16 protein-coding genes are annotated in these 22,047 nt (G+C 68.3%); 5 read left to right on the top strand and 11 right to left on the bottom strand.

Annotated features, from left to right (window positions below; genetic code table 11):
• Positions 1-45 precede the first annotated feature (45 nt).
• The 4 genes from betB (at position 46) to WT16_RS28240 (ending at position 9,190) form a co-directional block, all read left to right on the top strand.
• Positions 46-1,515: a betaine-aldehyde dehydrogenase gene (gene betB, locus WT16_RS28255; protein WP_015603819.1), complete on the top strand. Its 1,470-nt coding sequence runs from the start codon at positions 46-48 to the stop codon at positions 1,513-1,515.
• Between the two features lie 19 nt (positions 1,516-1,534).
• A complete protein-coding gene (betA, locus tag WT16_RS28250) occupies positions 1,535-3,232 on the top strand; it encodes a choline dehydrogenase (protein ID WP_006028749.1) in 1,698 nt (565 codons plus the stop codon).
• 973 nt (positions 3,233-4,205) lie between these two features.
• Positions 4,206-7,577 (top strand): 3-keto-5-aminohexanoate cleavage protein, encoded by a 3,372-nt coding sequence (locus WT16_RS28245; RefSeq protein WP_063534744.1) that lies wholly within the window; start codon positions 4,206-4,208, stop codon positions 7,575-7,577.
• A 185-nt stretch (positions 7,578-7,762) separates the two neighbouring features.
• On the top strand, positions 7,763-9,190 hold the full coding sequence (locus WT16_RS28240) for an MFS transporter (protein ID WP_063534743.1): 1,428 nt from the start codon (positions 7,763-7,765) through the stop codon (positions 9,188-9,190).
• 63 nt (positions 9,191-9,253) lie between these two features.
• Here WT16_RS28240 and WT16_RS28235 read toward each other — a convergent pair whose 3' ends face one another.
• The 6 genes from WT16_RS28235 to WT16_RS28205 form a co-directional block, all read right to left on the bottom strand.
• The gene (locus WT16_RS28235) at positions 9,254-10,732 is read right to left on the bottom strand and encodes a PAS domain-containing protein (protein ID WP_015603436.1); all 1,479 of its coding nucleotides are present in this window, start codon (positions 10,730-10,732) and stop codon (positions 9,254-9,256) included.
• Positions 10,729-11,181 carry a response regulator gene (locus tag WT16_RS28230; protein WP_063534742.1) on the bottom strand — a complete coding sequence of 151 codons (453 nt, stop codon included), beginning with the start codon at positions 11,179-11,181 and terminating at the stop codon, positions 10,729-10,731. The genes WT16_RS28235 and WT16_RS28230 overlap by 4 nt, the downstream gene beginning before the upstream one ends.
• 25 nt (positions 11,182-11,206) lie before the next feature.
• Positions 11,207-13,357 (bottom strand): CHASE3 domain-containing protein, encoded by a 2,151-nt coding sequence (locus tag WT16_RS28225; RefSeq protein WP_063534741.1) that lies wholly within the window; start codon positions 13,355-13,357, stop codon positions 11,207-11,209.
• 474 nt (positions 13,358-13,831) lie between these two features.
• Entirely contained in the window at positions 13,832-14,317 is a 486-nt protein-coding gene (locus tag WT16_RS28215) for an OsmC family protein (RefSeq protein ID WP_006028755.1), read from the bottom strand.
• A gap of 39 nt (positions 14,318-14,356) precedes the next feature.
• Positions 14,357-15,289, bottom strand: a complete 933-nt coding sequence (locus WT16_RS28210; protein WP_006028756.1) for a 2-hydroxyacid dehydrogenase — start codon at positions 15,287-15,289, stop codon at positions 14,357-14,359.
• Positions 15,290-15,473: 184 nt separating this feature from the next.
• On the bottom strand, positions 15,474-15,734 hold the full coding sequence (locus WT16_RS28205; protein WP_006028757.1) for a hypothetical protein: 261 nt from the start codon (positions 15,732-15,734) through the stop codon (positions 15,474-15,476).
• 260 nt (positions 15,735-15,994) lie between these two features.
• On the opposite strand from WT16_RS28205, the gene WT16_RS28200 reads away from it, so the two are divergent.
• Positions 15,995-16,240, top strand: a complete 246-nt coding sequence (locus WT16_RS28200) for a hypothetical protein (protein ID WP_059931852.1) — start codon at positions 15,995-15,997, stop codon at positions 16,238-16,240.
• 52 nt (positions 16,241-16,292) lie between these two features.
• Here WT16_RS28200 and WT16_RS28195 read toward each other — a convergent pair whose 3' ends face one another.
• The 5 genes from WT16_RS28195 to WT16_RS28175 all read right to left on the bottom strand — a co-directional run bounded on the left by WT16_RS28195 (position 16,293) and on the right by WT16_RS28175 (position 22,041).
• Positions 16,293-16,745 carry a dihydroneopterin aldolase gene (locus WT16_RS28195; protein ID WP_006028758.1) on the bottom strand — a complete coding sequence of 151 codons (453 nt, stop codon included), beginning with the start codon at positions 16,743-16,745 and terminating at the stop codon, positions 16,293-16,295.
• Positions 16,745-17,380 carry a sarcosine oxidase subunit gamma gene (locus WT16_RS28190; RefSeq protein WP_059931850.1) on the bottom strand — a complete coding sequence of 212 codons (636 nt, stop codon included), beginning with the start codon at positions 17,378-17,380 and terminating at the stop codon, positions 16,745-16,747. Before WT16_RS28190 ends, WT16_RS28195 begins: the two co-directional genes overlap by 1 nt.
• Entirely contained in the window at positions 17,370-20,378 is a 3,009-nt protein-coding gene (locus tag WT16_RS28185) for a sarcosine oxidase subunit alpha family protein (RefSeq protein WP_063534739.1), read from the bottom strand. Before WT16_RS28185 ends, WT16_RS28190 begins: the two co-directional genes overlap by 11 nt.
• Positions 20,375-20,665 carry a sarcosine oxidase subunit delta gene (locus WT16_RS28180; RefSeq protein WP_015604087.1) on the bottom strand — a complete coding sequence of 97 codons (291 nt, stop codon included), beginning with the start codon at positions 20,663-20,665 and terminating at the stop codon, positions 20,375-20,377. The genes WT16_RS28185 and WT16_RS28180 overlap by 4 nt, the downstream gene beginning before the upstream one ends.
• Positions 20,666-20,796: 131 nt before the next feature.
• Positions 20,797-22,041 (bottom strand): sarcosine oxidase subunit beta family protein, encoded by a 1,245-nt coding sequence (locus WT16_RS28175; RefSeq protein WP_009915279.1) that lies wholly within the window; start codon positions 22,039-22,041, stop codon positions 20,797-20,799.
• Positions 22,042-22,047: the final 6 nt, after the last annotated feature.

Below are 22,047 nucleotides of genomic sequence, written 5' to 3'. Positions count from 1 at the left end.
CGCGACGCGCGCTCTCGCCCACACAAGGAGATCCCTATGTCCGCTATGTCCGTATACGGTCTGCAACGCCTTTACATCGCCGGCACCCATGCCGACGCCACGAGCGGCAAGACGTTCGACACGTTCGATCCCGCGACGGGCGAGCTGCTCGCGAGCGTCCAGCAAGCAAGCGCCGACGACGTCGATCGCGCGGTGGCATCCGCGCGCGAAGGCCAGCGCGAATGGGCCGCGATGACCGCGATGCAGCGCTCGCGCATCCTGCGCCGCGCGGTCGAATTGCTGCGCGAGCGCAACGACGCGCTCGCCGAACTCGAAATGCGCGACACCGGCAAGCCGATCGCGGAAACGCGCGCCGTCGACATCGTCACGGGCGCCGACGTGATCGAGTACTACGCGGGCCTCGCGACCGCGATCGAGGGGCTGCAAGTGCCGCTGCGCCCGGAATCGTTCGTCTACACGCGGCGCGAGCCGCTCGGCGTGTGCGCGGGCATCGGCGCATGGAACTACCCGATCCAGATCGCCTGCTGGAAGAGCGCGCCCGCGCTCGCCGCCGGCAACGCGATGATCTTCAAGCCGAGCGAAGTCACGCCGCTGTCCGCGCTCAAGCTCGCGGAGATCTACACCGAGGCGGGGGTGCCCGCCGGCGTGTTCAACGTCGTGCAGGGCGACGGCTCGGTCGGCGCGCTGCTGACCGCGCACCCGGGAATCGCGAAGGTGTCGTTCACCGGCGGCGTCGAGACCGGCAAGAAGGTGATGTCGCTCGCGGGCGCGTCGTCGCTGAAGGAAGTGACGATGGAGCTGGGCGGCAAGTCGCCGCTCATCGTGTTCGACGACGCCGATCTCGACCGCGCCGCCGACATCGCCGTCACCGCGAACTTCTTCAGCGCGGGCCAGGTGTGCACGAACGGCACGCGCGTGTTCGTCCAGCAAGCGGCGAAGGACGCATTCGTCGAACGCGTGCTCGAGCGCGTCGCACGAATCCGCATCGGCAATCCTTCGGACCCCGACACGAATTTCGGGCCGCTCGCGAGCGCCGCGCAGCTCGACAAGGTGCTCGGCTACATCGACAGCGGCAAGGCCGAAGGCGCCAAGCTGCTCGCGGGCGGCGCGCGCCTTGCGCACGATCATTTTGCGAACGGGCAATACGTCGCGCCGACCGTGTTCGGCGATTGCCGCGACGACATGAAGATCGTCCGCGAAGAGATCTTCGGCCCGGTGATGAGCATCCTGTCGTTCGAAACGGAAGACGAAGCGATCGCGCGCGCGAACGCGACCGAGTACGGCCTCGCGGCGGGCGTCGTCACCGAGAGCCTGTCGCGCGCGCACCGCGTGATCCATCGCCTCGAAGCAGGCATCTGCTGGATCAACACGTGGGGCGAGTCGCCCGCCGAGATGCCGGTTGGCGGCTATAAGCAATCCGGTGTCGGACGCGAGAACGGCATCACGACGCTCGAGCACTACACTCGAATCAAATCGGTGCAGGTCGAGCTCGGCCGCTATCAACCGGTGTTCTAAGCATCAGGAGAACGCAACGATGACGACACGCGAATTCGACTACATCATCTGCGGCGCGGGCTCCGCGGGCAACGTGCTCGCGACGCGCCTCACCGAGGACCCGGACGTCACCGTGCTGCTCCTCGAGGCGGGCGGTCCCGACTACCGGTTCGATTTCCGCACGCAGATGCCGGCGGCGCTCGCGTACCCGCTGCAGGGCCGCCGCTACAACTGGGCATACGAAACCGATCCCGAGCCGCACATGAACCATCGCCGGATGGAATGCGGGCGCGGCAAGGGGCTCGGCGGCTCGTCGCTGATCAACGGGATGTGCTACATCCGCGGCAACGCGCTCGATTACGACAACTGGTCGACGCACAAGGGGCTCGAGGACTGGACGTATCTCGACTGCCTGCCGTACTTCAGGAAGGCCGAGACGCGCGACGCCGGCCCGAACGACTATCACGGCGGCGACGGTCCGGTCTCGGTGACGACGAGCAAGCCCGGCGTGAATCCGCTGTTCGAAGCGATGGTGGAGGCTGGCGTGCAGGCCGGCTATCCGCGCACCGACGACCTCAACGGCTATCAGCAGGAAGGCTTCGGCCCGATGGACCGCACGGTCACGCCGCGCGGCCGCCGCGCCTCGACCGCGCGCGGCTATCTCGACCAAGCGCGCGCGCGGCCGAATCTAGACATCGTCACGCACGCGCTCGCCGATCGCATCCTGTTCTCCGGCAAGCGCGCGACGGGCGTCACGTTCGTGCACGGCAGCGAGCGCGTCACCGCGCACGCGCGCCGCGAGGTGCTGGTGTGCAGCGGCGCGATCGCTTCGCCGCAACTGTTGCAGCGCTCGGGCGTCGGCCCCGGCGAATGGCTGCGCGAGCTGGACATTCCCGTCGTGCTCGATCTGCCCGGCGTCGGCCGCAACCTGCAGGATCACCTGGAGATGTACATCCAGTTCGAATGCAGGGAGCCCGTGTCGCTGTATCCGGCGCTCAAATGGTGGAACCAGCCGAAGATCGGCCTCGAATGGATGCTCAACGGCACGGGCCTCGGCGCGAGCAACCACTTCGAAGCGGGCGGCTTCATCCGCACGCGCGACGACGATCGGTGGCCGAACATCCAGTATCACTTCCTGCCCGTCGCGATCAACTACAACGGCTCGAATGCGATCGAGATGCACGGCTTCCAGGCGCACGTCGGCTCGATGCGCTCACCGAGCCGCGGCCGCGTGAAGCTGAAATCGCGCGATCCGAACGCGCATCCGAGCATCCTGTTCAACTACATGGCGGAAGCGCTCGACTGGCGCGAATTCCGCGACGCGATCCGCGCGACTCGCGAGATCATGCGCCAGCCGGCGCTCGACCGCTTCCGCGGCCGCGAACTGAACCCGGGCGCGGACCTGAAAAGCGACAACGATCTCGACACGTTCGTGCGCGCACGTGCGGAAACGGCGTTCCATCCGTCGTGCTCGTGCAAGATGGGCTATGACGACATGGCGGTCGTCGACAACGCAGGCCGCGTGCACGGGATCGACGGATTGCGGGTCGTCGACGCATCGATCATGCCGATCATCACGACCGGCAATCTGAACGCGCCGACGATCATGATCGCGGAGAAGATCGCCGACAAGATCCGCGAGCGCGAGCCGCTCGAACGCGCGAACGTGCGGTACTACGTCGCGAACGGCGCGCCCGCGCGCGGCGGCAAGCCTGCCCGGGCGCCCGCCGTCGTATGAAAAGCGGCCGGCGCGACATTCGCGGCCGGCCGCGCGTCGATGCTCGAAAGCGTTCGATGCGGCCGCCGGCGCGACACGTAGCGGTCGGCCCGCTCGACGTGCATCATGCCGGATCTTTCTCGCCGAAGCCGCGCACGTTCCGCGAAGCCCCGCCCCCCGCCATACCCTTTCGGCGTCGACAACGGCGACGAAACGCACCACGCCCTTCCCGAACCCTGCGCAAGCCGCATTGCATGATTCCCTTCGTCCGCAGCGCTTGCTCGACGCGAGTTCGCAGCCACGCCAACGCACTTCCGCCTTACGACCGCCAATCGGCCTGAAGCAAATCCACCACACGCCACGCGCACGCGGACCGCTCGCCCCCTTATATCCGCGCCTTCGGCCTTTGCTGCAACAACACGCCCGAAGCGGCACTGGATCAATCGGAACGCGACATGGCGCGACACGGATTTCCCAATTAAAAAACCGCGTATATCGACTCCAACAAAACAGCGAAAATACGCATCGAATCAGATTAAAAATCCAACTCCCCTCTTCCGATTCCCATCTTCATAAAAGATCGCACCCCGCTTTATCGTCACGCGGAAATCAGAAATCCGGGGCCGAGATAAAAATCTCGCCAAGCGCTGCCATGCCTCGCAGCAATGCCCGGAACCAGCGAGCCACTCCTGCGCTCACCCGAAACAAACAAGCCGAACAAATTAACAATCATTGAAATTACGCGTATTTTAATTTCACCAAATTCAACACAGAATTATTTTCATAAAATCCCGTAATTTTATTGTAAGATGACTGCAAGACATCTTGAAGTTAATCGGCAAGATGCCTCCCGCATTCACGCGGGCCAGCCGTTTTTCGATCCGGCCTCCAGCGAAACGCAACATTCTCCGGTCCGGCGATTCAGCGGCGCCATGAAATGTCGCATCCGATTTCGATTATTTAGGATCACTTTTCAACGCAATTCAGGACGATCATGGTCAAGACCTTCTACATCACCGCAGCCCCCGTCGGCGCTGTCCCGAAGTTCCTCGATCCACTGGAGCCGAAGTTCATCCCGCATGTGCTGCTCGAGCTGCTGCCCGCCGACAAGCGCGAGGCGACGATCAAGGCCCTCGAGGTCAACGGATGGGAGGCCGTGCCCGCAGGCGGCATCGTGCGCGAATACGGCTACGACGCGCCGATCGATCTGACCGACTACGACGGCGTACCGGCATCGGCGCCGGATGCGCTGCGCAACCATGGCTGGACGCCGAACGGCCCGGTCTGGCACCGCACGCAGACCTCGCCGCCGCTCGCGCAGCCGCCGCTGATCACGCGCACCACGCTCGAGCGGCTGTCGTCGGTCGATCTGGTCCGCCAGATCGTCCTGCAGCTCACGACGTTCGGCTGGACCGCCGCCGAAGACGGCAGCCTGAGCTGGGCGCACGACCGGATTCACACCTACCTGCCGCCGGATTGCGTCGAGCGGATGCGCGCCGACAACGCGGCCGTGCTCGATTCGCTGTTCGACAACGGCTGGCGAATATGCGACGCCGGCTACTGGCAACCGGGCAAGGCGCGCTCGCCTTACCTGCCGATCACGGCGAACGGCATCGTCGACGCATCGCGCGAGGCACTGCGCGAAGGCGCCGCGGCGGTCCACCTGCATACGCGCGCGACCGACGATCAGGCGACGCTCGCGATTCCCGGCCTGAACGCGCCGATCAGCATCGGCTCGCAGCGCAACCACATCGTGCTCGACGATTACGACCGGATCATGCCGAAGCTTCTGGATCTGGAGCCGTCGGCGATCCTGAATCTGTCGACGAGCGCGCGCGGCGACCGCCGCGCGTCGCAAAGCCCGCTGCGGCGCGCGCACCTGAAGCGCTACGGCCATGCGCAGCTCGCGCCCGACGTCGCGTCGTTCAGCCCCGGCCCCGTCGTGTTCCAGGCGGGCGGCGGCTACGACAATCCGAACGCGTTCCTCGCGGATCAGCTCGCGCATTTCGCGGACGTCGGCGTGCGGCCAGAGATCGAAGTGTTCAACCACACGATCGTCGAGAATTCGATCACGCTCTATCAATCGCCGCTCGTGAAGGCCGGCGTTCCGGTGCTGTTCATGCTCGTCGCCGCCGTCGATCAATATCATCGCGATCCCGTCAGCGGCGACACGAGCGACGATTCGCTGATCGACGTGCCCACGCGCAAGGCGATCGCGAAGCTGCTGCAAGCCGGCGCAGACGACGCGCACGAGAAAGCCGTCGAGCTCGCCGCGACGCAGTTGCGCCCCACCGTCGACAAGCTCCGCGACAACTTCCCGTCGTGCAAGATCTCGCTGCTGCTGCCGGGCCCGTTCCAGGCGCTGCTCGTCGACGTCGCGATCGCGCTCGATCTCGACGGCATCCGCGTCGGGCTCGAGGACGCGCTGAACGTCTTCGACGCGCGCGTGCCGGGCGGCGTGCGCAAGGCATGCGGAACGGGCGATCAGGTGCGCTGGCTGCGGCTCGAGCTCGAGCGCCGCGGCATCGGCATCGTCGATGCCGAAACGCTGCGCGACGAACTCGGCATGCCGCGCCCCGACGTCGCGCTGTTCCGGCAGGCGGAGGCGGCGCTCGCGCACTATCCAGCCGACGAGCGCCTCGTGTCGGCCGACACGATCCTCGACGCGCTGCGGCCGATCGTCGACACGTATCGCAAGCTCGAGGACCGGCTCGCCGCGCACCTCGCGAGCGCCGAATCGCTGCCGACCGATCCCGCCGCGCTCGCCGAGCACGTGCTGACGGCCGCGCGCAGCTTCGGCGTCACGATTCGTTCGTTCGTCGAAGAGCTCGACCGCTACGAGGATCACGAATATCTGATCGCGCGCTACATCCAGATTCCGCAGGCGCTGAATTTCGCACGCGAGCTGCTCGTGCCGCGCGGCTATTCGATCGACGTGTACGACCGCGCGCTCGAAGACTATGCGCGCCCCGGCAAGACCGTGACGCGCGAGCACGCAAGCTACGGCGTGCGCGTCGACCAGTTCAAGCCACTGCCGCTGCGCTGCCTCGAATATCTGGCCGGGATTCCTTGCCGATACAACAGCGACTACAGCAACGTCGTCAATCTCGGTTTGCGCCAGAGCCCGCGCTACAGCGCGACGATGGCGCTCCTCTATCACGCGCTGCGCGAGCTCACGCTCGAGTTGCGCGATCGCTCGAATGCGTCGCGCAAGGCTTGCGGCCCCGTGTGGACCGTGCTCGAGGCCGCGGCGGACGCGAGCGAGCCGCCCATGCGCCGCGACGTCGCGCCCGACGAGCTGGCGGCGGCGATCGCGAGCGTCGACTGGGTCGTGCTGCCGAGCACGCCGACCACCAACTACCCGCTCGGCCTCAAGCTGTCGAACGGGATGGCGCAGTTGTTCCACGGCTTCGTCGCGCAGATCGCCGCCGATCCGACGCTGCGTCCGTCCCGGCAGACGCAGCGCGACACGCCGCTGCGCCTGCTCGCGATCACGCATTCGGGCCGCCGCGACGACGGCGAAACCGTGATCGAAGCCAGCATGCTGCACAACCGCTTCGCGCTGAACGCAGACCCGTCCGGCCTCTACTTCAGCGAGGAATCGCAACTGATCTACGAGCGGCTGATCCTGCCGCGCCTCGTCGACAAGCCGGCGAAGCTCGCGTACACCGAGCGGCAACTGGTGCGCCGCGACGCGGCCGGCTTCCCGCTGTATCAGGACGGCTCGCGCGCGCGCCGCATCCGGGCGGAGCAGATCGAACGGCTGCCGCTCCTCAAGTGCTTCGCGCACAGCTCGGGAATCGCGACCGCGCAGCAGCTCGACGTGCAGGCGTGCCGCGACGGCGAGCGGCTCGGCCTCACGGAAGACGAACTGCGCGCATTCTTCGATCGCGCGCTGCTCGTGTCGTTCGGCTCCGCCGCGGACATCCATCTCGACTGGCTCGGCACGTCGGTCGTCGACGTGACCGCGTTCAACGACGTGCGCAGCCTCGCCGGCACGACGAGCCGCCATTACGTGATCCAGCCCGGCGAGCATGCGGACGTGCTGCGGCACTGCCTCGTGCACACGCAGCCCGCCGACTACCGCTACGATCACGCAACGCCCGTCTGGCAGGACGGCCGGCAAGGCAAGATCGTCGCGCGGCTCACCGGCGTGTTCCTGCTCGACGACCATGCGCGGCTCGACGACGGCCACTCGATTCGCCGCTACCTCGCCGCGAGCCCGCTGTGGCTTCGCCAATGGATTGCGCGCTTTCACGACGCGCCCGCCGACGCCGGCGCGCACGCGATCCTGCGCGAGCTGAAGTCGTCGATGACCGACTACCGGTCGAGCGCGAACCAGACGATGCGGCGAGCGCTCGCGTAAGCCCGGGCGGCATGCCGGCGGCGTCGCCTCCACGCGTCCGGCGTGCCGCCGCCCCGGCCAATGGCGCGCCCGTTCCAGCCGCATGCCGCTTTCCTTCTATAGCGGCGAATAATGGTCAAGTCTACTGAACGAGCCGCGCCCCGCGCATCCCGCGCGGGGCCGCCTTCCGACCAGAGACCACCGCCATGCCAGCCGCTCCCGCCGCCCCCTCGCGCGCCAGCGCCGCCGCCCGCCTCGAACGATTGCCGTTTTCCGGGTATCACAAGCTCATCTTCGTGATCATCGCGATCGCGTTCTTCTTCGATTCGGTCGACCTCGGCACGATGACCTTCGTGCTCGGCTCGATCAGGAAGGAGTTCGGCCTGTCGACCGCGACGGCCGGCCTCGTCGCAAGCGCGAGTTTCTTCGGGATGGTGCTCGGCGCGGCGGTTGCGGGCCTGCTCGCCGACCGGTTCGGCCGGCGGCCCGTGTTCCAGTCGAGCATGGTGCTGTGGGGCGCGGCGTCGTACCTGTGCTCGACCGCGCAGAGCGTCGACGCGCTGATCGTCTATCGCGTGCTGCTCGGCATCGGCATGGGGATGGAATTCCCGGTCGCGCAGACGCTCTTGTCCGAGTTCGTCCCGGCCGCGAAGCGCGGGCGGCTGATCGCGCTGATGGACGGCTTCTGGCCGCTCGGCTTCATCACCGCCGGCGTCGTGTCGTACTTCGTGCTGCCGCTGTTCGGCTGGCGCACCGTGTTCGCGCTGCTTGCGCTGCCCGCCGTATTCGTGCTCATCGTGCGCCGGCTCGTGCCGGAATCGCCGCGCTGGCTCGAGCATCGCGGCCGGCTCGCCGAGGCCGAGCGCGTGCTCGCGCACGTCGAGGCGAGGGTGATGAAGTCCGTGCGCGTGGCGAGCCTGCCCGCGCCGTCGCGGCTCGCCGGGCCGGCTCGCGCGCACGGCCGCGGCGCGTTCGGCGAGATCTGGAGCGCCGCGTACCGCCGCCGCACGACGATGGTCTGGCTGCTGTGGTTCTTCGCGCTGCTCGGCTTCTACGGCCTCACGTCGTGGCTCGGCGCGCTGTTGCAGCAGGCCGGCTTCGCCGTCACGCAATCGGTGTTCTACACGGTGCTGATCTCGCTCGGCGGCATTCCGGGCTTCCTGTGCGCGGCGTGGCTCGTCGAGCGCTGGGGGCGCAAGCCGACCTGCATCGCGTCGCTCGTCGGCGGCGGCGCAATGGCCTACGCGTATGGCCAGAGCGCGCTGTTCGGCGGCAGCGCGACGCTGCTCGTCTGCACCGGGCTCGCGATGCAGTTCTTCCTGTTCGGAATGTGGGCGGTGCTCTACACGTACACGCCGGAACTCTACGGCACGGGCGCGCGCGCAACCGGCTCGGGCTTCGCGTCGGCGATCGGGCGGATCGGCTCGCTGATCGGGCCCTACGTGGTCGGCATCGTGCTGCCCGTCTTCGGGCAAGGCGGCGTGTTCACGCTCGGCGCGCTGTCGTTCGTCGCCGCCGCGCTGGCGGTGGGCGTGCTGGGAATCGAGACGAAAGGCATGGCGCTCGAGTCGCTCGCGTCGACGGACACCGCAGACGCCGCCGCGCGCGACGCCGCGAGCGCGCCGGCGAACTGAGCGCCGCGCCGCTCGCCGCGGCCGGCGAAATCGCCGCCAACGCCGCCGGCGACGCCGACGCCGTCAGGCCGAATCGGCCGCCTCGATCACGGCGAGCGGCAGCGTTGCCGTCAACGCGAATCCCCGGCCGGGCGCGGTGTCGATCCGGATCTCGCCGCCGAGGCGCGCCGCGCGCTCGCGCATCCCGAGCAGGCCGAGCGAATGCCGGTTCGGACGCGTGTCGCGCGCCGTGCCGCGGCCATTGTCGGCGATCCGCACGACGCAGTTCGGCTCGTCGCGCACGATGTCGAGCGTGACTTCGGTCGCCGCCGAATGCCGGGCGACATTGGTCAGCGCCTCCTGAACGATGCGGAACACCTCGGTCGCGCTGTCGCGGTTGAACGCGATGTCGTCGGCTTCGATGCGGCTCGTCACCGGAATCCGGTATCGCGCGGCGAACTCGTGCGTGAGCCACTCGATCGCCGCAAGCAGCCCGAGATCGTCCAGCATCACGGGGCGCAGGTCCGCCGCGATCCGCCGCACCGAGTCGAGCAACTGGCCGATCAACGCATAGACGTTCGGCAAGCGGCTCGTTCGCGATGTCCAGCCCGCCTCCTTCAGCTCGTTGTCGACCAGCGTGACCGCCATCTTCAGCGCCGTCAATTGCTGGCCGAGGTCGTCGTGCAATTCCCGCGCGATGCGCGTTTTCTCCTCCTCGCGAATGCTCTGGATGTGGGCCGACAGGCGGCGCAGCTCCTCGCGCGACACCCGCAGCGCGTCTTCGTCGCGCTTGCGGTCGGTGACGTCCATGATCCAGCCGACCATCCGGTACGGTTCGCCCGCGCTGTTCCACAGCGCCTGCCCGCGCGACTGGATCCATCGGAAATCGCCCGAGCGCGTGCGCACCCGGTATTCGACGTCGTACGTGTCGCGATGCTCGAGGTGAGCCTTCAGCGCGTCGAGCACGCGCGCCAGATCGTCCGGATGAATCGATTCCCGGTGCCCCGTGATCTCGTCGGGCAGTTCATGGTCCTCGTAGCCCATGATCTTCTTGAAGTGCGGCGACAGATACATCGCGCCCGTCTTCGGATTCCAGTCCCAAAGCCCCGCGCTCGCGCCGCTGACCGCGAGCTGGAACCGTTCCTCGCTCGCCGAGAGCGCCGCGGCCACGCGGTGCCGCTCCATCGCGTAGCGTATCGCCCGGCTCAGCAGCGGCGTCTCGACCCGCTTCTTCAGCAGATAGTCCTGCGCGCCTTCCTGAATCGCCTGCAGCCCGACGGACAGGTCGTCGAGCCCCGTCAGCACGAGCACCGGAACGTCGGGCACCTGCCGGTGGAAGCGGCGGAACGTGTCGAGCCCGTGCGCATCGGGCAAGCCCAGATCGAGCAGCACGACGTCGAAGTGCGCGTGCTTCGCAAGCTCGAGCGAGGCCGACAGCAGCTCGGCGTTGACCACGCGCGGCGCGAACTCCGTCACGTCGGTCAGCGCTTCGCCGATGAGCAGCGCATCGGTCACGCTGTCCTCGACCAGCAGGATCTCGACGTTTTTCGACGGCGAACTCATGGCTTGACGGGCGGCAACGTGACGACGCCGAGCCAGAACTCGTTGATGCTGTGCACGACGTGCGTGAATTTCGCGAAATCGACGGGCTTCGTGATATAGCAATTCGCATGCAGTCCGTACGATCGCGCGACGTCCTCATCCGATTTCGATGTCGTCAGGATCACGACCGGAATCGTGCTGAGATCCGGATCGAGCTTCAGTTCCTGCAGCACTTCGCGGCCGCTCTTCTTCGGCAGGTTCAGATCGAGGATGATGAGGCCCGGCCGCAGCGCGCTCGCGTAGGGCCCTTCGCGCCTCAGGTACGCCATCGCCGCGACGCCGTCCTCGACGACCCGCAGCGGGTTGAGCACCTTGTAGTATTCGAGCGCCTCCCTGGTCATCATCACGTCGGTCGGGCTGTCCTCGACCAGCAGGATCTCGACGAAATTCCCTCGCTCATCGGCAATCATCGCTCACCTCCTTCGGGTAGCGCGGTCAATGCGTTTCATCAGCGTCCGGCCGGGACAGCGTAAACGAAAACGTCGTGCCCCGCCCCGGCTCGGATTCGACGAAGATGCGGCCGCCGTGGTGCTCGACGATCCGCTTGCAGAGCGCGAGCCCAAGCCCCGTTCCCGGATATTCGCGCCGCGTATGCAGGCGCTGGAAGATCAGGAAGATGCGCTCGAAATACTGCGGATCGATCCCGATGCCGTTGTCCCGAACCCGGAACACCCATGCGTCGTCGCGCGCATCCGCTTCCAGATGAATCTGCGCGACGCGATCCTTGCTGCGGAACTTGATCGCATTGCCGATCAGGTTCTGCAACAGCAGCACGAGCTGGGCCGCAATGCCGTGAACGACCGGCAACCGGTCATGCGTGATCTGCGCGCCGGATTCGCGAATCGCCGCGCTCAGGTTGCGCAGCGCCTCGTCGAGCGCGCGCTCGCCATCGACCGGCTGGCGCGCGTCCTCGAGCCGCCCGACGCGCGAATAGCTGAGCAGGTCGTCGATCAGCGACTGCATTCTCGTCGCACCGTCGACCGCGTGGCCGATGAACTCGTCGGCCCGCGCGTCGAGCTGGCCCTGATATCGCCGCTGCAGCAGTTGCAGCGGCCCCGCGACCGCGCGCAGCGGCTCCTGCAGATCGTGAGACGCGACGTAGGCGAACTGCTCGAGATCCTGATTCGAGCGCGCAAGCTCCTCGCTTCTGCGGCGCAGCTCGAGTTCCGCGCGCTTGCGCGCGGTGATGTCGGCGATCGAGCACAGCACGAACGCGCCCTCCGACGTCGTGATCGGATTCAGGCCGATTTCGACCGGAAATTCGCCGCCGTCGCGGCGCAAGCCGAAAAGGTCGCGCCCCTCGCCCATCGGCCGCGCGTCCGGCTTGCCGAAGAACGCGCCGCGGTACGCCGAATGCCCGGCACGAAAACGCTCGGGCACCAGCATGTCGATGCCGTGCCCGATCATGTCGCCGCGCGCGTAGCCGAACAATTTTTCGGCCTGCGAATTAACGAGCACGATCCTGCCGTCGCGCCCCACCATGATCATCGCGTTCGGGGCGGCCTCGACGGCGAGCCGGAACCGCTCCTCGGCCCGCTCGCGCTCCGACACGTCGCGCACGACGAGCACCGCGCCGACGAGCTTGCCCTTCGCGTCGAAGGTCGGCGCGGCATTGCCGTCCACCGGCAGTTCCCGGCCGCCGCGATCGACGAAGCGCGAGTGGACGGGCAAGGTCGCGGTGCGTTTGCGCTCGACCGCGACGCGCGCCGGATTGTCGATCACGCGTTGCGTCGCCGCGTGCCGGAAAGTCAGCACCTGCTCGATCGGCTGGCCCACGGCGGCAGCGGCGGCGAGCGAGGTCATCTGCTCGGCCACCCGGTTGAAGAACGTGATGCGGCCGCCGACGTCCGTCGCGATCACGCCGTCGCCGATGCTCGCGAGCGTCACGTGCAGCAGTTCGCGCTGCTCGAAAAGATCGTGGGCCGCGGCCGCCTCGACGAGCAGCAGGCGGCGCATCACGTAGCCGAACGATACGCACACGACGAGCGTGAGCAGCCCGGACGCGAGCCCCACGCCGATGGCGATGTCGCGCGTCGCCCTCGCGCGATCGCGCAGCACGCTCAATTGCTGCTGGACGGTCGTCTCCATTTCGTTGACCATCGCCCGCGCGAGGTCCATGAAGATCTTGCCCGCATCGCTCGAGACGATCGCCTCCGCCGCGTCGAATCCCTCGGTCTTGCGAAGCTCGATCGTCACCGCGAGCTCTTTCTGCTTTTTCTCGAGCAGCGTGCGCAGCGTCGCGAGCCGCCGCTGCTGGACGGCGTCGTCCTGAACGAGCGGCGCGAGCGCATCGAACTGTTTGCGGACTTCGGGCAAGGCCGCTTCGTAAGGCTGAAGATAATCCGGCTTGCCGGTGAGAATGTAGCCGCGCTGCCCCGCCTCCATGTCGCGGGCCAACGACAGCAGCCGTTCGAGACCCGATATCACTTCGCTCGCGCGATGGACGTCCGCCTCGCTGTCGAACAGGCGGGCCGTGCCGAGCGCGCCGATGCCCGCCGTCAGCAGCAGCAGCACGGCGGCGGTCCACAAGCCGAAGTCGATCCAGCGCGACACTTTTTTCCCCAACCGCATGATGCCCGAGGCCATCTCGACTCCCCCGAGGTGTCATTGCCAGAAAACCATTCGCAAGCTCGATCGCGGGATGCGGACGCCCGCCGCGCTCGCGGCGCGCCGATGCGGGTTCCGGACCGTTCCCGCGCCGCGCGCGGCGCGCGCCGTCCGGCCGGCGGATGCGGCGTCTTCCGGTTCGGGCGCGCGCCGGCGGCCGTTGCGTGCCCAGGTGAAAGCGCTGGCCGCGCGAGCGACACGCTCGGCGCGCCGGCGCAATGGGCGAATGATGTCTGGAGATTAGGCGACGGACACCACCGCCGCAACCTTCGATGGCCACATGGCGCCGCCCGGACGGGCGACGCAGGCGAAACGCCCGGCCTGCATCGGCGCGGCGCGCGGCCGGCCGCGACGATGCGCGGCTGGCCGCGCGAAACGCGACGAATGGATGGACGGCGATCGGTCGGATCGAGCCGAGCCGCCAGCGGCGACGCCGCCCGCGAGATCGCCCGCTCAACGCGCGGGCTCGTGCGCCCAGCTTCCTTCGATGTCGATGTCGCTCTTGACCGAGTTCGCGAGATAGCAAGCGTCGTGCGCCGCGTGGTGCAGCGCATCGACTTCGTCGCGCGTCGGCGCGCGCTCGCCGCCGAACGTCACGTGCGGCTTCAGCACGACGCGCGTCATCACTTCCTGGCCCTGCGCGTTCTTCGCCATCGTGCCTTCGGCAACGTCGCGATAGCCGGTCACGACGAGCTTCTTCTGCGCGGCGAGCGACAGGAACCATAGCATGTGGCAGCTCGACAGCGCCGCGACGAACGCCTCTTCCGGATCGACCGCCGCCGGATCGGAAAACGGCACGCGCACCACGTGCGGCGAGCTCGACGCCGGCACGCGAACGCCGCCGTCGAAGCGCCACTCGTGCTTCCTGCTGTAGCGGTTGTCCGCAAACGTCTCGCCTTCCTGCTTCTGCCACGCCACTTCGGCCGTGTAGGTCGACATCGCTTCTCCCTGGTGTGTTCGCGTCGCAATGGTCGTTCGTCAGATCGGCGTCAGCACCGGCTGCCCCGCGAAGTGGCGCGCCGCGTTCTCGAGGAACTGGCGCACCGAGCGCTCGAGCGCCTCAGGCGACCAGCCGCCCAAGTGCGGCGTCAGCACGACGTTGTCGAGCGCCGCGAGCGCGCGCGGCGGCTGAGGCTCCCCTTCGTAGACGTCGAGCCCCGCTCCCGCGACGCGGCCCGCGCGCAACGCGTCGGCGAGCGCCGCCGTGTCGACGACGCTGCCGCGCGACACGTTGACGAGAAAGCCGCGCTCGCCAAGCGCGTCGAGGATGCGCGCGTCGATCAGATGCCGCGTCGCCGCGCCGCCCGGCGTCGCGACGACGAGAAAGTCCGCCCAGCGCGCGAGCGCGTGGAGTTCGGCGAAATAGCGGTACGCCGCGCCTTCGCGCGGCCGGCGGTTGTGATAGCCGATGTCGAGATCGAAGCCCGCCGCGCGGCGCGCGATCTTCTCGCCGATGTTGCCGAGCCCGACGATCCCGAGCCGCTTGCCGGACACGTTCGGCGGCATCGGCAGCGCATCGCGCCACACGCCCGCGCGGCACGCCGCGTCGAGCTTCGGCACGCCGCGCACCGCGGCGAGCAGCAGCGCGAACGCGTGATCGGCAACGCAATCGTCGTTCGTGCCCGCGCCGTTGACGACGACGACGCCGCGCGAGCGCGCATCGTCGAGCGCGATGTTCTCGTAGCCGACGCCGAGCGCGGCGATGAATTCCAGCTTCGGCAGGCGCGCGATCTCGTCGGCGAAGAGGCCGACCGTGCCGTTCGTCAGCACCGCCCGCACGGCGGCGCCGCGCTCGGCGATCGCGGCGCGGCGCTGGTCGGGCGTGGGGGCGTGGAGGACGTCGAATGCGTCGGCAACTTGCGCGTGCGCGTGGTCGCGCAGCGGGATCAGCACGAGCAGTTGGGGCTTCATGGCGGGCGTCGGCGGAAGGAACGTTGACGCCAGTGTAACAATGGAACGCGCCGAACGCGTCGCCCCGCCGGAAAGCCCTGTTCGGCGAGCGGGCTCGGCCGGGCTCGGCCGGGCTCGATTGGGCGCGGGACCTGCGCCGTGACGGCCCGAGATCGCGGCGAGCGGCGAGCGGCGGGACGCTCGCTCACGCGTCCTCGGGCGGATGCGCTTCGAGCCACGCGACGATCTGCTGCTCGGCCTGCAGCGGCGTCACGGTTTCGCCCGTCGCGAGCACTTCGTACCGGTAGGGATCGGAGCCGTCGAGGTTGTCCGGCTCCGGTTGCGCGATCGTCCAGCGCCAGTCGATCCGGTCGGCGATCGGCGACGGCGCGCCCTCGATGCTGCATCGGCAACCGTCGATTTCCGCGACAAATCCGGTGTGGGTCGGTTCAAAACTCGCAAACACGGCGGCTCCCGTCGATGTACGCCGCGGCGCGGCAGGGTGGCGAGTATCTCACGATCGCGCCGCCCGCCCTGCCGCGCGCGCACGCGACCGGCTGTTGCACGCTGTCACGCATCGTTGCATTTTCGATGGCCCGCACGCGTGCCCGCGCGTCAACCGCGCGCGGCGGCCACGAGTCAATGTCGGTACTGGCGCAGGTATTTGCGTCAGGGCCGCGCGCGCGTCGCCACGTGCGCCAACCCCAAGGATAGTCAGGAGCGGAAATGAAAACGACCGCGATTCTCTCGGCACTCGCCGCCGGCCTGTGCTTCTCGATCAGCAGCTTCGCGCAAGCGCCGGCGAGCGCGCCCGCCGGCACGACCGGCCAGGTGTGGGTGAACACCGACACGAAGGTGTACCACTGCGCGGCCGACAAGCGCTACGGCAAGACCCAGCACGGCGAGTACATGCCGGAAGCGGCCGCAAGGGCGCAGGGCTTCCGCGCGTCGCACGGCAAGGCGTGCTCGTGACGCGCGGCCCGGCGAGGCCGGCGCGCGGCGGCGATCGCGCACGCCCGCCCGTTCAGCCGCGCGCGGCCGCCTCCCGCGCGGCCGCGCGCCACGCCGCATGATCGGCGCGCGTCCAGTCGAGCTCGACACCGACCCGCTTCGTCCCCGGCCGGATCTTCGGCTTGTGCAGCGCGAGCGTCAGCGCGTCGAGCGCCGGCCACTCGTCGAACGACAGCACGGCGATCTCGAGCGCGAGCGTCTCGAGCAGGCGCGTATGCGGCTTGTGCGCAAGGAACGACGCGAGCCGCGCGCAATACGCGTCGTAGTCGATCCAGCCGTCGCCGCCCGCCTCCGACGGCTCGCGCCGATAGGCGAGCCGCGCGTCGATCACGACGGGCTGCGGCGCCGCGTGCTCGTGCGGGTGGATGCCGATGCGCGCCGGCACCTTCAGCGCGTCGACGAACACGCTCCAGCCGCGTCCGCGCGCCGGATCGAGCGCCGCGAACGGCCCTTCGGCGGGCTTCATCAGGCGAGCGGCATCGCCGCGTCGAGCATGATGCGGCAGAAGTAATCGGCGAAGCTGCGGCGCACGACGATGTCGAACGCCTCGTCGCCCATCGGCACGAGTGTGATCGACGCCTTGAAGTAATGGCTCTGCGCGCACTGCCCGACGCCGAACACGCGCGGGTGCAGATCGAGCGGACAGCCGCGCGCGAGCACGTCGCGCGCGCGCGCGCCGCTCGCCTCGACGACCGTGTAGCCGCTGCCGACGTCGACCGCCGCCGCATGGAGCCCCTGCACCGCTTGCGCAAGCTTTGCTTCGAGCGCGCCCGCCGCGACCGCGCCGTTCGAGCGCACGAGCCACTCGTCGGGGCCGAGCCACAGCACGTCGTGGTCCGCGCCGCGCGCGACGGTGTTCGGCTTCACGGGCGGCCGGCAGCCGACCACCTGCTCGAACGCGCGCACGAACGCGGAATCGTTCGGCTCGCCGCGCACGTTCACGAGATCGAGGAACGGCCGCTCGCGGAACCGGAATGCCTTCGAGCCGCGCGCGTCATACGCCTTCAGCGCGTCGCCCGCGCCGACGAGCGGCGATTCGAGCCGCGCGCCGCCTTGCGCGTGCACCGCCACCGAAGCTTCGTTTCTCGTTTCATTCCACATGTTGACGTACCCCTTCGGTGTCGTAGAAAACCGGGCTCGAAATCGTCGCGGCGACGCGCCGCCCGTTCGCGAGCGAGACCGCGACGCGCTCGCCCATCCTGCTCAACCCGCCCTTCACGACCGCGAGCGCGATCGAGCGCTTCAGGATCGGGCTGTAATAGCTCGACGTCACGTGGCCGAGCATCGGCGTCGTGCCGTCCGCGCGCGCGGCCGCATCGACCTCGACGATCTGGCCGCCTTCCGGCAGCACGTATTGCGCGTCGTCGGTCAGCAGGCCGACGAACTGCTTGCGGCCGCTCTTCGCGGTATCGGCGCGCGCGAGCGACCGGCGGCCGAGGAAGTCCTTCGATTTCGCGACGAGCCCGCCCATGCCGAGATCGAACGGCGTGATCGATCCGTCGGTATCCTGACCGACGATGATGTAGCCCTTCTCCGCGCGCAGCACGTGCATCGTCTCGGTGCCGTACGGCGTGATGTCGAACTCCGCGCCCGCTTCCATCAGCGCTTCCCACACCGCGCGGCCCGCGTTCGCCGGCACGTTCACTTCGTATGCGAGCTCGCCCGAGAAGCTGATGCGCATCACGCGCGACTTCACGCCGGCGACCGTGCCGTCGCGATAGCTCATGAACGGGAACGCGTCGTTCGCGAAGTCGATGTCCTTGCACACCTTCTGCACGACCTTGCGGCTCTTCGGCCCGACCACCGCGAACGTCGCCCAGTGATCGGTGACGGACGCGAGGCGCACCGACATGTCCGGCCATTCCGTCTGCAGCCAGCGCTCGAGCCACGTGAGCACGCGCGCGGCGCCGCCCGTCGTCGTCGTCATCATGAAGTGCTGCTCGCCGAGGCGCACCGTCACGCCGTCGTCGAACACCATCCCGTTCTCGTCGAGCATCAGCCCGTAGCGGCACTTGCCGACTTCGAGCTTGTTCCACGGATTCGTGTAGACCCAGTTCAGCAGCTTCACCGCATCCGGGCCCTGGATGTCGATCTTGCCGAGCGTCGACGCATCGAGGATGCCGACGCCGTTGCGCACCGCGAGGCATTCGCGCTTCACCGCCGCGTGCAGATCCTCGCCGCGCTTCGGGAAATACCACGGCCGCTTCCAGTTGCCGACGTCCTCGAACATCGCGCCGTGCTCGACGTGCCATTCGTGGACGCAGGTCTTGCGCACCGGGTCGAGGAAATCGCCGAGCTCGCGGCCCGCGAACGCGCCGAACGACACCGGCGTGTAGTTCGGGCGGAACGTCGTCGTGCCCGTCTCCGGAATCGTCTTGCCGAGCGCCTGCGCGAGAATCGCCATCCCGTTGATGTTGCCGAGCTTGCCCTGATCGGTGCCGAAGCCCATCGCCGTGTAGCGCTTCACGTGCTCGACCGACTCGAAGCCTTCGCGCGCGGCGAGCAGGATATCGGCCGCGCCGACGTCGTTCTGGAAGTCGACGAACTGCTTCGGACCGCGAACCGCCGCTGCGGCACCGCTCGCGAGCCACAACGGCAGCAGCGCGTCCTCGACCGCCTCGGCGACCTTCGGCACGGGCGGCCGCTCGGCGGCGAAGCCCGTCGACTTCGCCGCGGCGACGCCCGCGTCGACCGCGAGCCGCAGCGCGCGCGACAGCTCGAACTCACCCGCCGCCGCGCCGACGCTCGCTTCCGCCTGCACCGGCTTGCCGGGCACGAAGCACGCCTTGTCGTCGTTCCAGTGCGCCTTGCCGCCCGACTGCGCGAACAGGTGCAGCACCGGGCTGAAGCCGCCCGACATCGCGACGAGATCGCACGGCAGCGTCGCGATCCTGCCGCCCGACTTGCCGCTCGCGTATGACGCGACGTCGACCGACGCGACCCGCAGCCCGCCCGCCGCGCTCGACACGACCGCGCCGCTCATCACCGTGATGCCGTTGCGCTTCGCGACCGCGGGGAGTGCGCCGCGCGTCGACGCGCGCGCGTCGACGACCGTCACCTTCGCGCCGCACGCCTTCAGGTCGAGCGCGCACTGATAGCCGCGATCGTTGTTCGTCGCGACGACCGCGACGCGCCCCGGCAGCACACCGTAGCGATGGATGTACGCCGACACGGCCGACGCGGTCATCACGCCCGGCAGATCGTTGTTGCCGAACACGAGCGGCCGCTCGTGCGCGCCCGCGGCGAGGATCACGCGCTTCGCGCGCACCTTCCAGATCATCTCGCGCGTGCCCTTGCGCATCGACACCGGCAGATGATCGGTAAGCCGCTGCACGACGGTCACGAGGTTGTGATCCTGATAGCCGAACGCGGTGCTGCGCGTGAGGATCTTCACGTCGGGCAGCTTCGCGAGCGCCGCCTCGATCTTCTCGACCCATTGCAGCGCCGGCTTGCCGTCGATCTCCGCGCGGGCTGCGAGCAGGCTGCCGCCCAGTTCGCGCTGATCGTCGACGAGGATCACGCGCGCGCCGTTCGCGGCCGCCGCATGCGCGGCCGCGAGCCCCGTCGGGCCGCCGCCGACGACGAGCACGTCGCAGTGCGCGTAGCACTTGTCGTAGCGGTCGGCGTCGAGCGTGTCGGGCGCCTTGCCGAGGCCCGCCGCCTCGCGGATCTTCTCTTCGTACTTCGGCCACAGGTTGCGCGGCCACATGAACGTCTTGTAGTAGAAGCCCGCCGGCAAAAAGCGCGCGAACTTCTGCATCACCGCCATCCGGTCGTGCTCGAGCGACGGCTTCGCGTTCACGCTCGTCGCGACGAGCCCCTGATACAGCTCGATCTCGGTCGCGCGCGCGTTCGGCACCGTATGCGCACCGGTTTCGAGCTGCACGACGGCGTTCGGCTCGTCGACGCCCGCCGTCACGATTCCGCGCGGGCGGTGATACTTGAAGCTGCGCGCGACGAAGTGCACGCCGTTCGCGAGCAGCGCCGACGCGAGCGTGTCGCCCTGGAAGCCCTGATACGTGCGGCCGTTGAACGTGAAGGTGAGCGGCTGTGCGCGGTTGATGCGCCCGCCTGCGCCGAGTCGGTCTTTCTGGCTCATTTGCTCGTGTCCTTTGCTGCGTCGGCGGCGGCGCCGAACGTTTCGTAGCCCTGGAATTCGTAGGTGACGGTATCGCGCTGCGCGACGAACCAGCGGCGGCAGCCCTGCGTGTGCAGCCATTGCTCTCGATGCGCGCCGCGCGGGTTCCTGCGCATGAACACGTAGTCGCCCCATTCGCGGTCGGACAGCGTGTCGGTATCGAGCGGTCGCGCGATGTCGGCTTCGCCGCCGCAACTGAATTCGGATTCGGCGCGCGGGCCGCACCACGGACATTCGATCAGCAACATGTTCGTTCTCCTTTGTCGACCAGAGTTAGCGCTTCAGCGCTTACTCTGGTCCCATGCTTCGCGGTCGACCAGAGTTGGCGCTTCAGCGCTTTACTCCAGCCCCATGCACGCCAGTGCGCGGTGGTTGTCGGTCAGTGCGCGACGGCGGCCGCGCCGTGCTCGTCGATCAGGTGGCCGGTGTAGAAGCGCTCGAGCGCGAACGGCGCGTTCAGCTCGTGCGGCGCGTCGCGCGCGATCGTGTGCGCGAACACCCAGCCCGAGCCCGGCGTCGCCTTGAAGCCGCCCGTGCCCCAGCCGCAGTTGAAATACAGGCCCTTCACGTCGGTCTTGCTGATGATCGGGCACGCGTCCGGCGACACGTCAACGATCCCGCCCCACTGGCGGTTCATCCGCACGCGCGAGAACACCGGGAACATCTCGATGATTGCCTGCAGCGTGCCCTCGATGATCTGGAAGCTGCCGCGCTGGCCGAAGCCCGTGTATTGGTCGATGCCCGCGCCGATCACGAGGTCGCCCTTGTCGGACTGGCTGATGTACGCGTGCACCGCGTTCGACATCACGACCGTGTTGACGACCGGCTTGATCGGCTCGGACACGAGCGCCTGCAGCGGATGGCTTTCGAGCGGCAGCCGCACGCCCGCCATGTCGGCGAGCGTCGTCGTGTTGCCGGCCGCCACCACCGCGACCTTCTTCGCCTTGATGAAGCCCTTGACCGTATCGACGCCGACCACCGCGCCGCCTTCGCGCCGGATGCCCGTCACCTGGCAGTTCTGGATGATGTCGACGCCCGCGCGGTCCGCGCCGCGCGCGAAGCCCCAGGCCACCGCGTCGTGGCGAGCCACGCCGCCGCGCCGCTGGATCGACGCGCCGAGCACCGGGTAGCGGCTGTTCAGGTTGATCGTCGGCTCGAGCTCCTTGATCTGCGCGGGCGTGAGGAACTCGGCGTCGACGCCGTTCAGCCGGTTCGCGTTCACGCGGCGCTCGGTGTCGCGCACGTCCTGCAGCGTATGCGCGAGGTTCATCACGCCGCGCTGGCTGAACATCACGTTGTAGTTCAGGTCCTGCGCGAGGCCTTCCCACAGCTTCATCGCCTTTTCGTAGAGCGCGGCGGATTCGTCCCACAGGTAGTTCGAGCGCACGATCGTCGTGTTGCGCGCGGTGTTGCCGCCGCCGATCCAGCCTTTCTCGAGCACCGCGACGTTCGTGATTCCGTGCTCCTTCGCGAGGTAGTACGCGGTCGCGAGGCCGTGCCCGCCGCCGCCGACGATCACGACGTCGTATTCGCGCTTCGGCTCCGGGCTCTTCCACTGCTTTTCCCAGTTCTCGTGATACGACAGGCCGTTGCGGAACAGGCTGAATATCGAGTAGCGGCTCATGTTGAT

The sequence above is a fragment of the Burkholderia sp. MSMB1589WGS genome (genome assembly GCF_001636105.1).
Classification (GTDB): domain Bacteria; phylum Pseudomonadota; class Gammaproteobacteria; order Burkholderiales; family Burkholderiaceae; genus Burkholderia; species Burkholderia humptydooensis.
The sequence above is the reverse complement of the archived record's forward strand: the minus strand, read 5'-3'. Positions and strand labels throughout refer to the sequence as shown.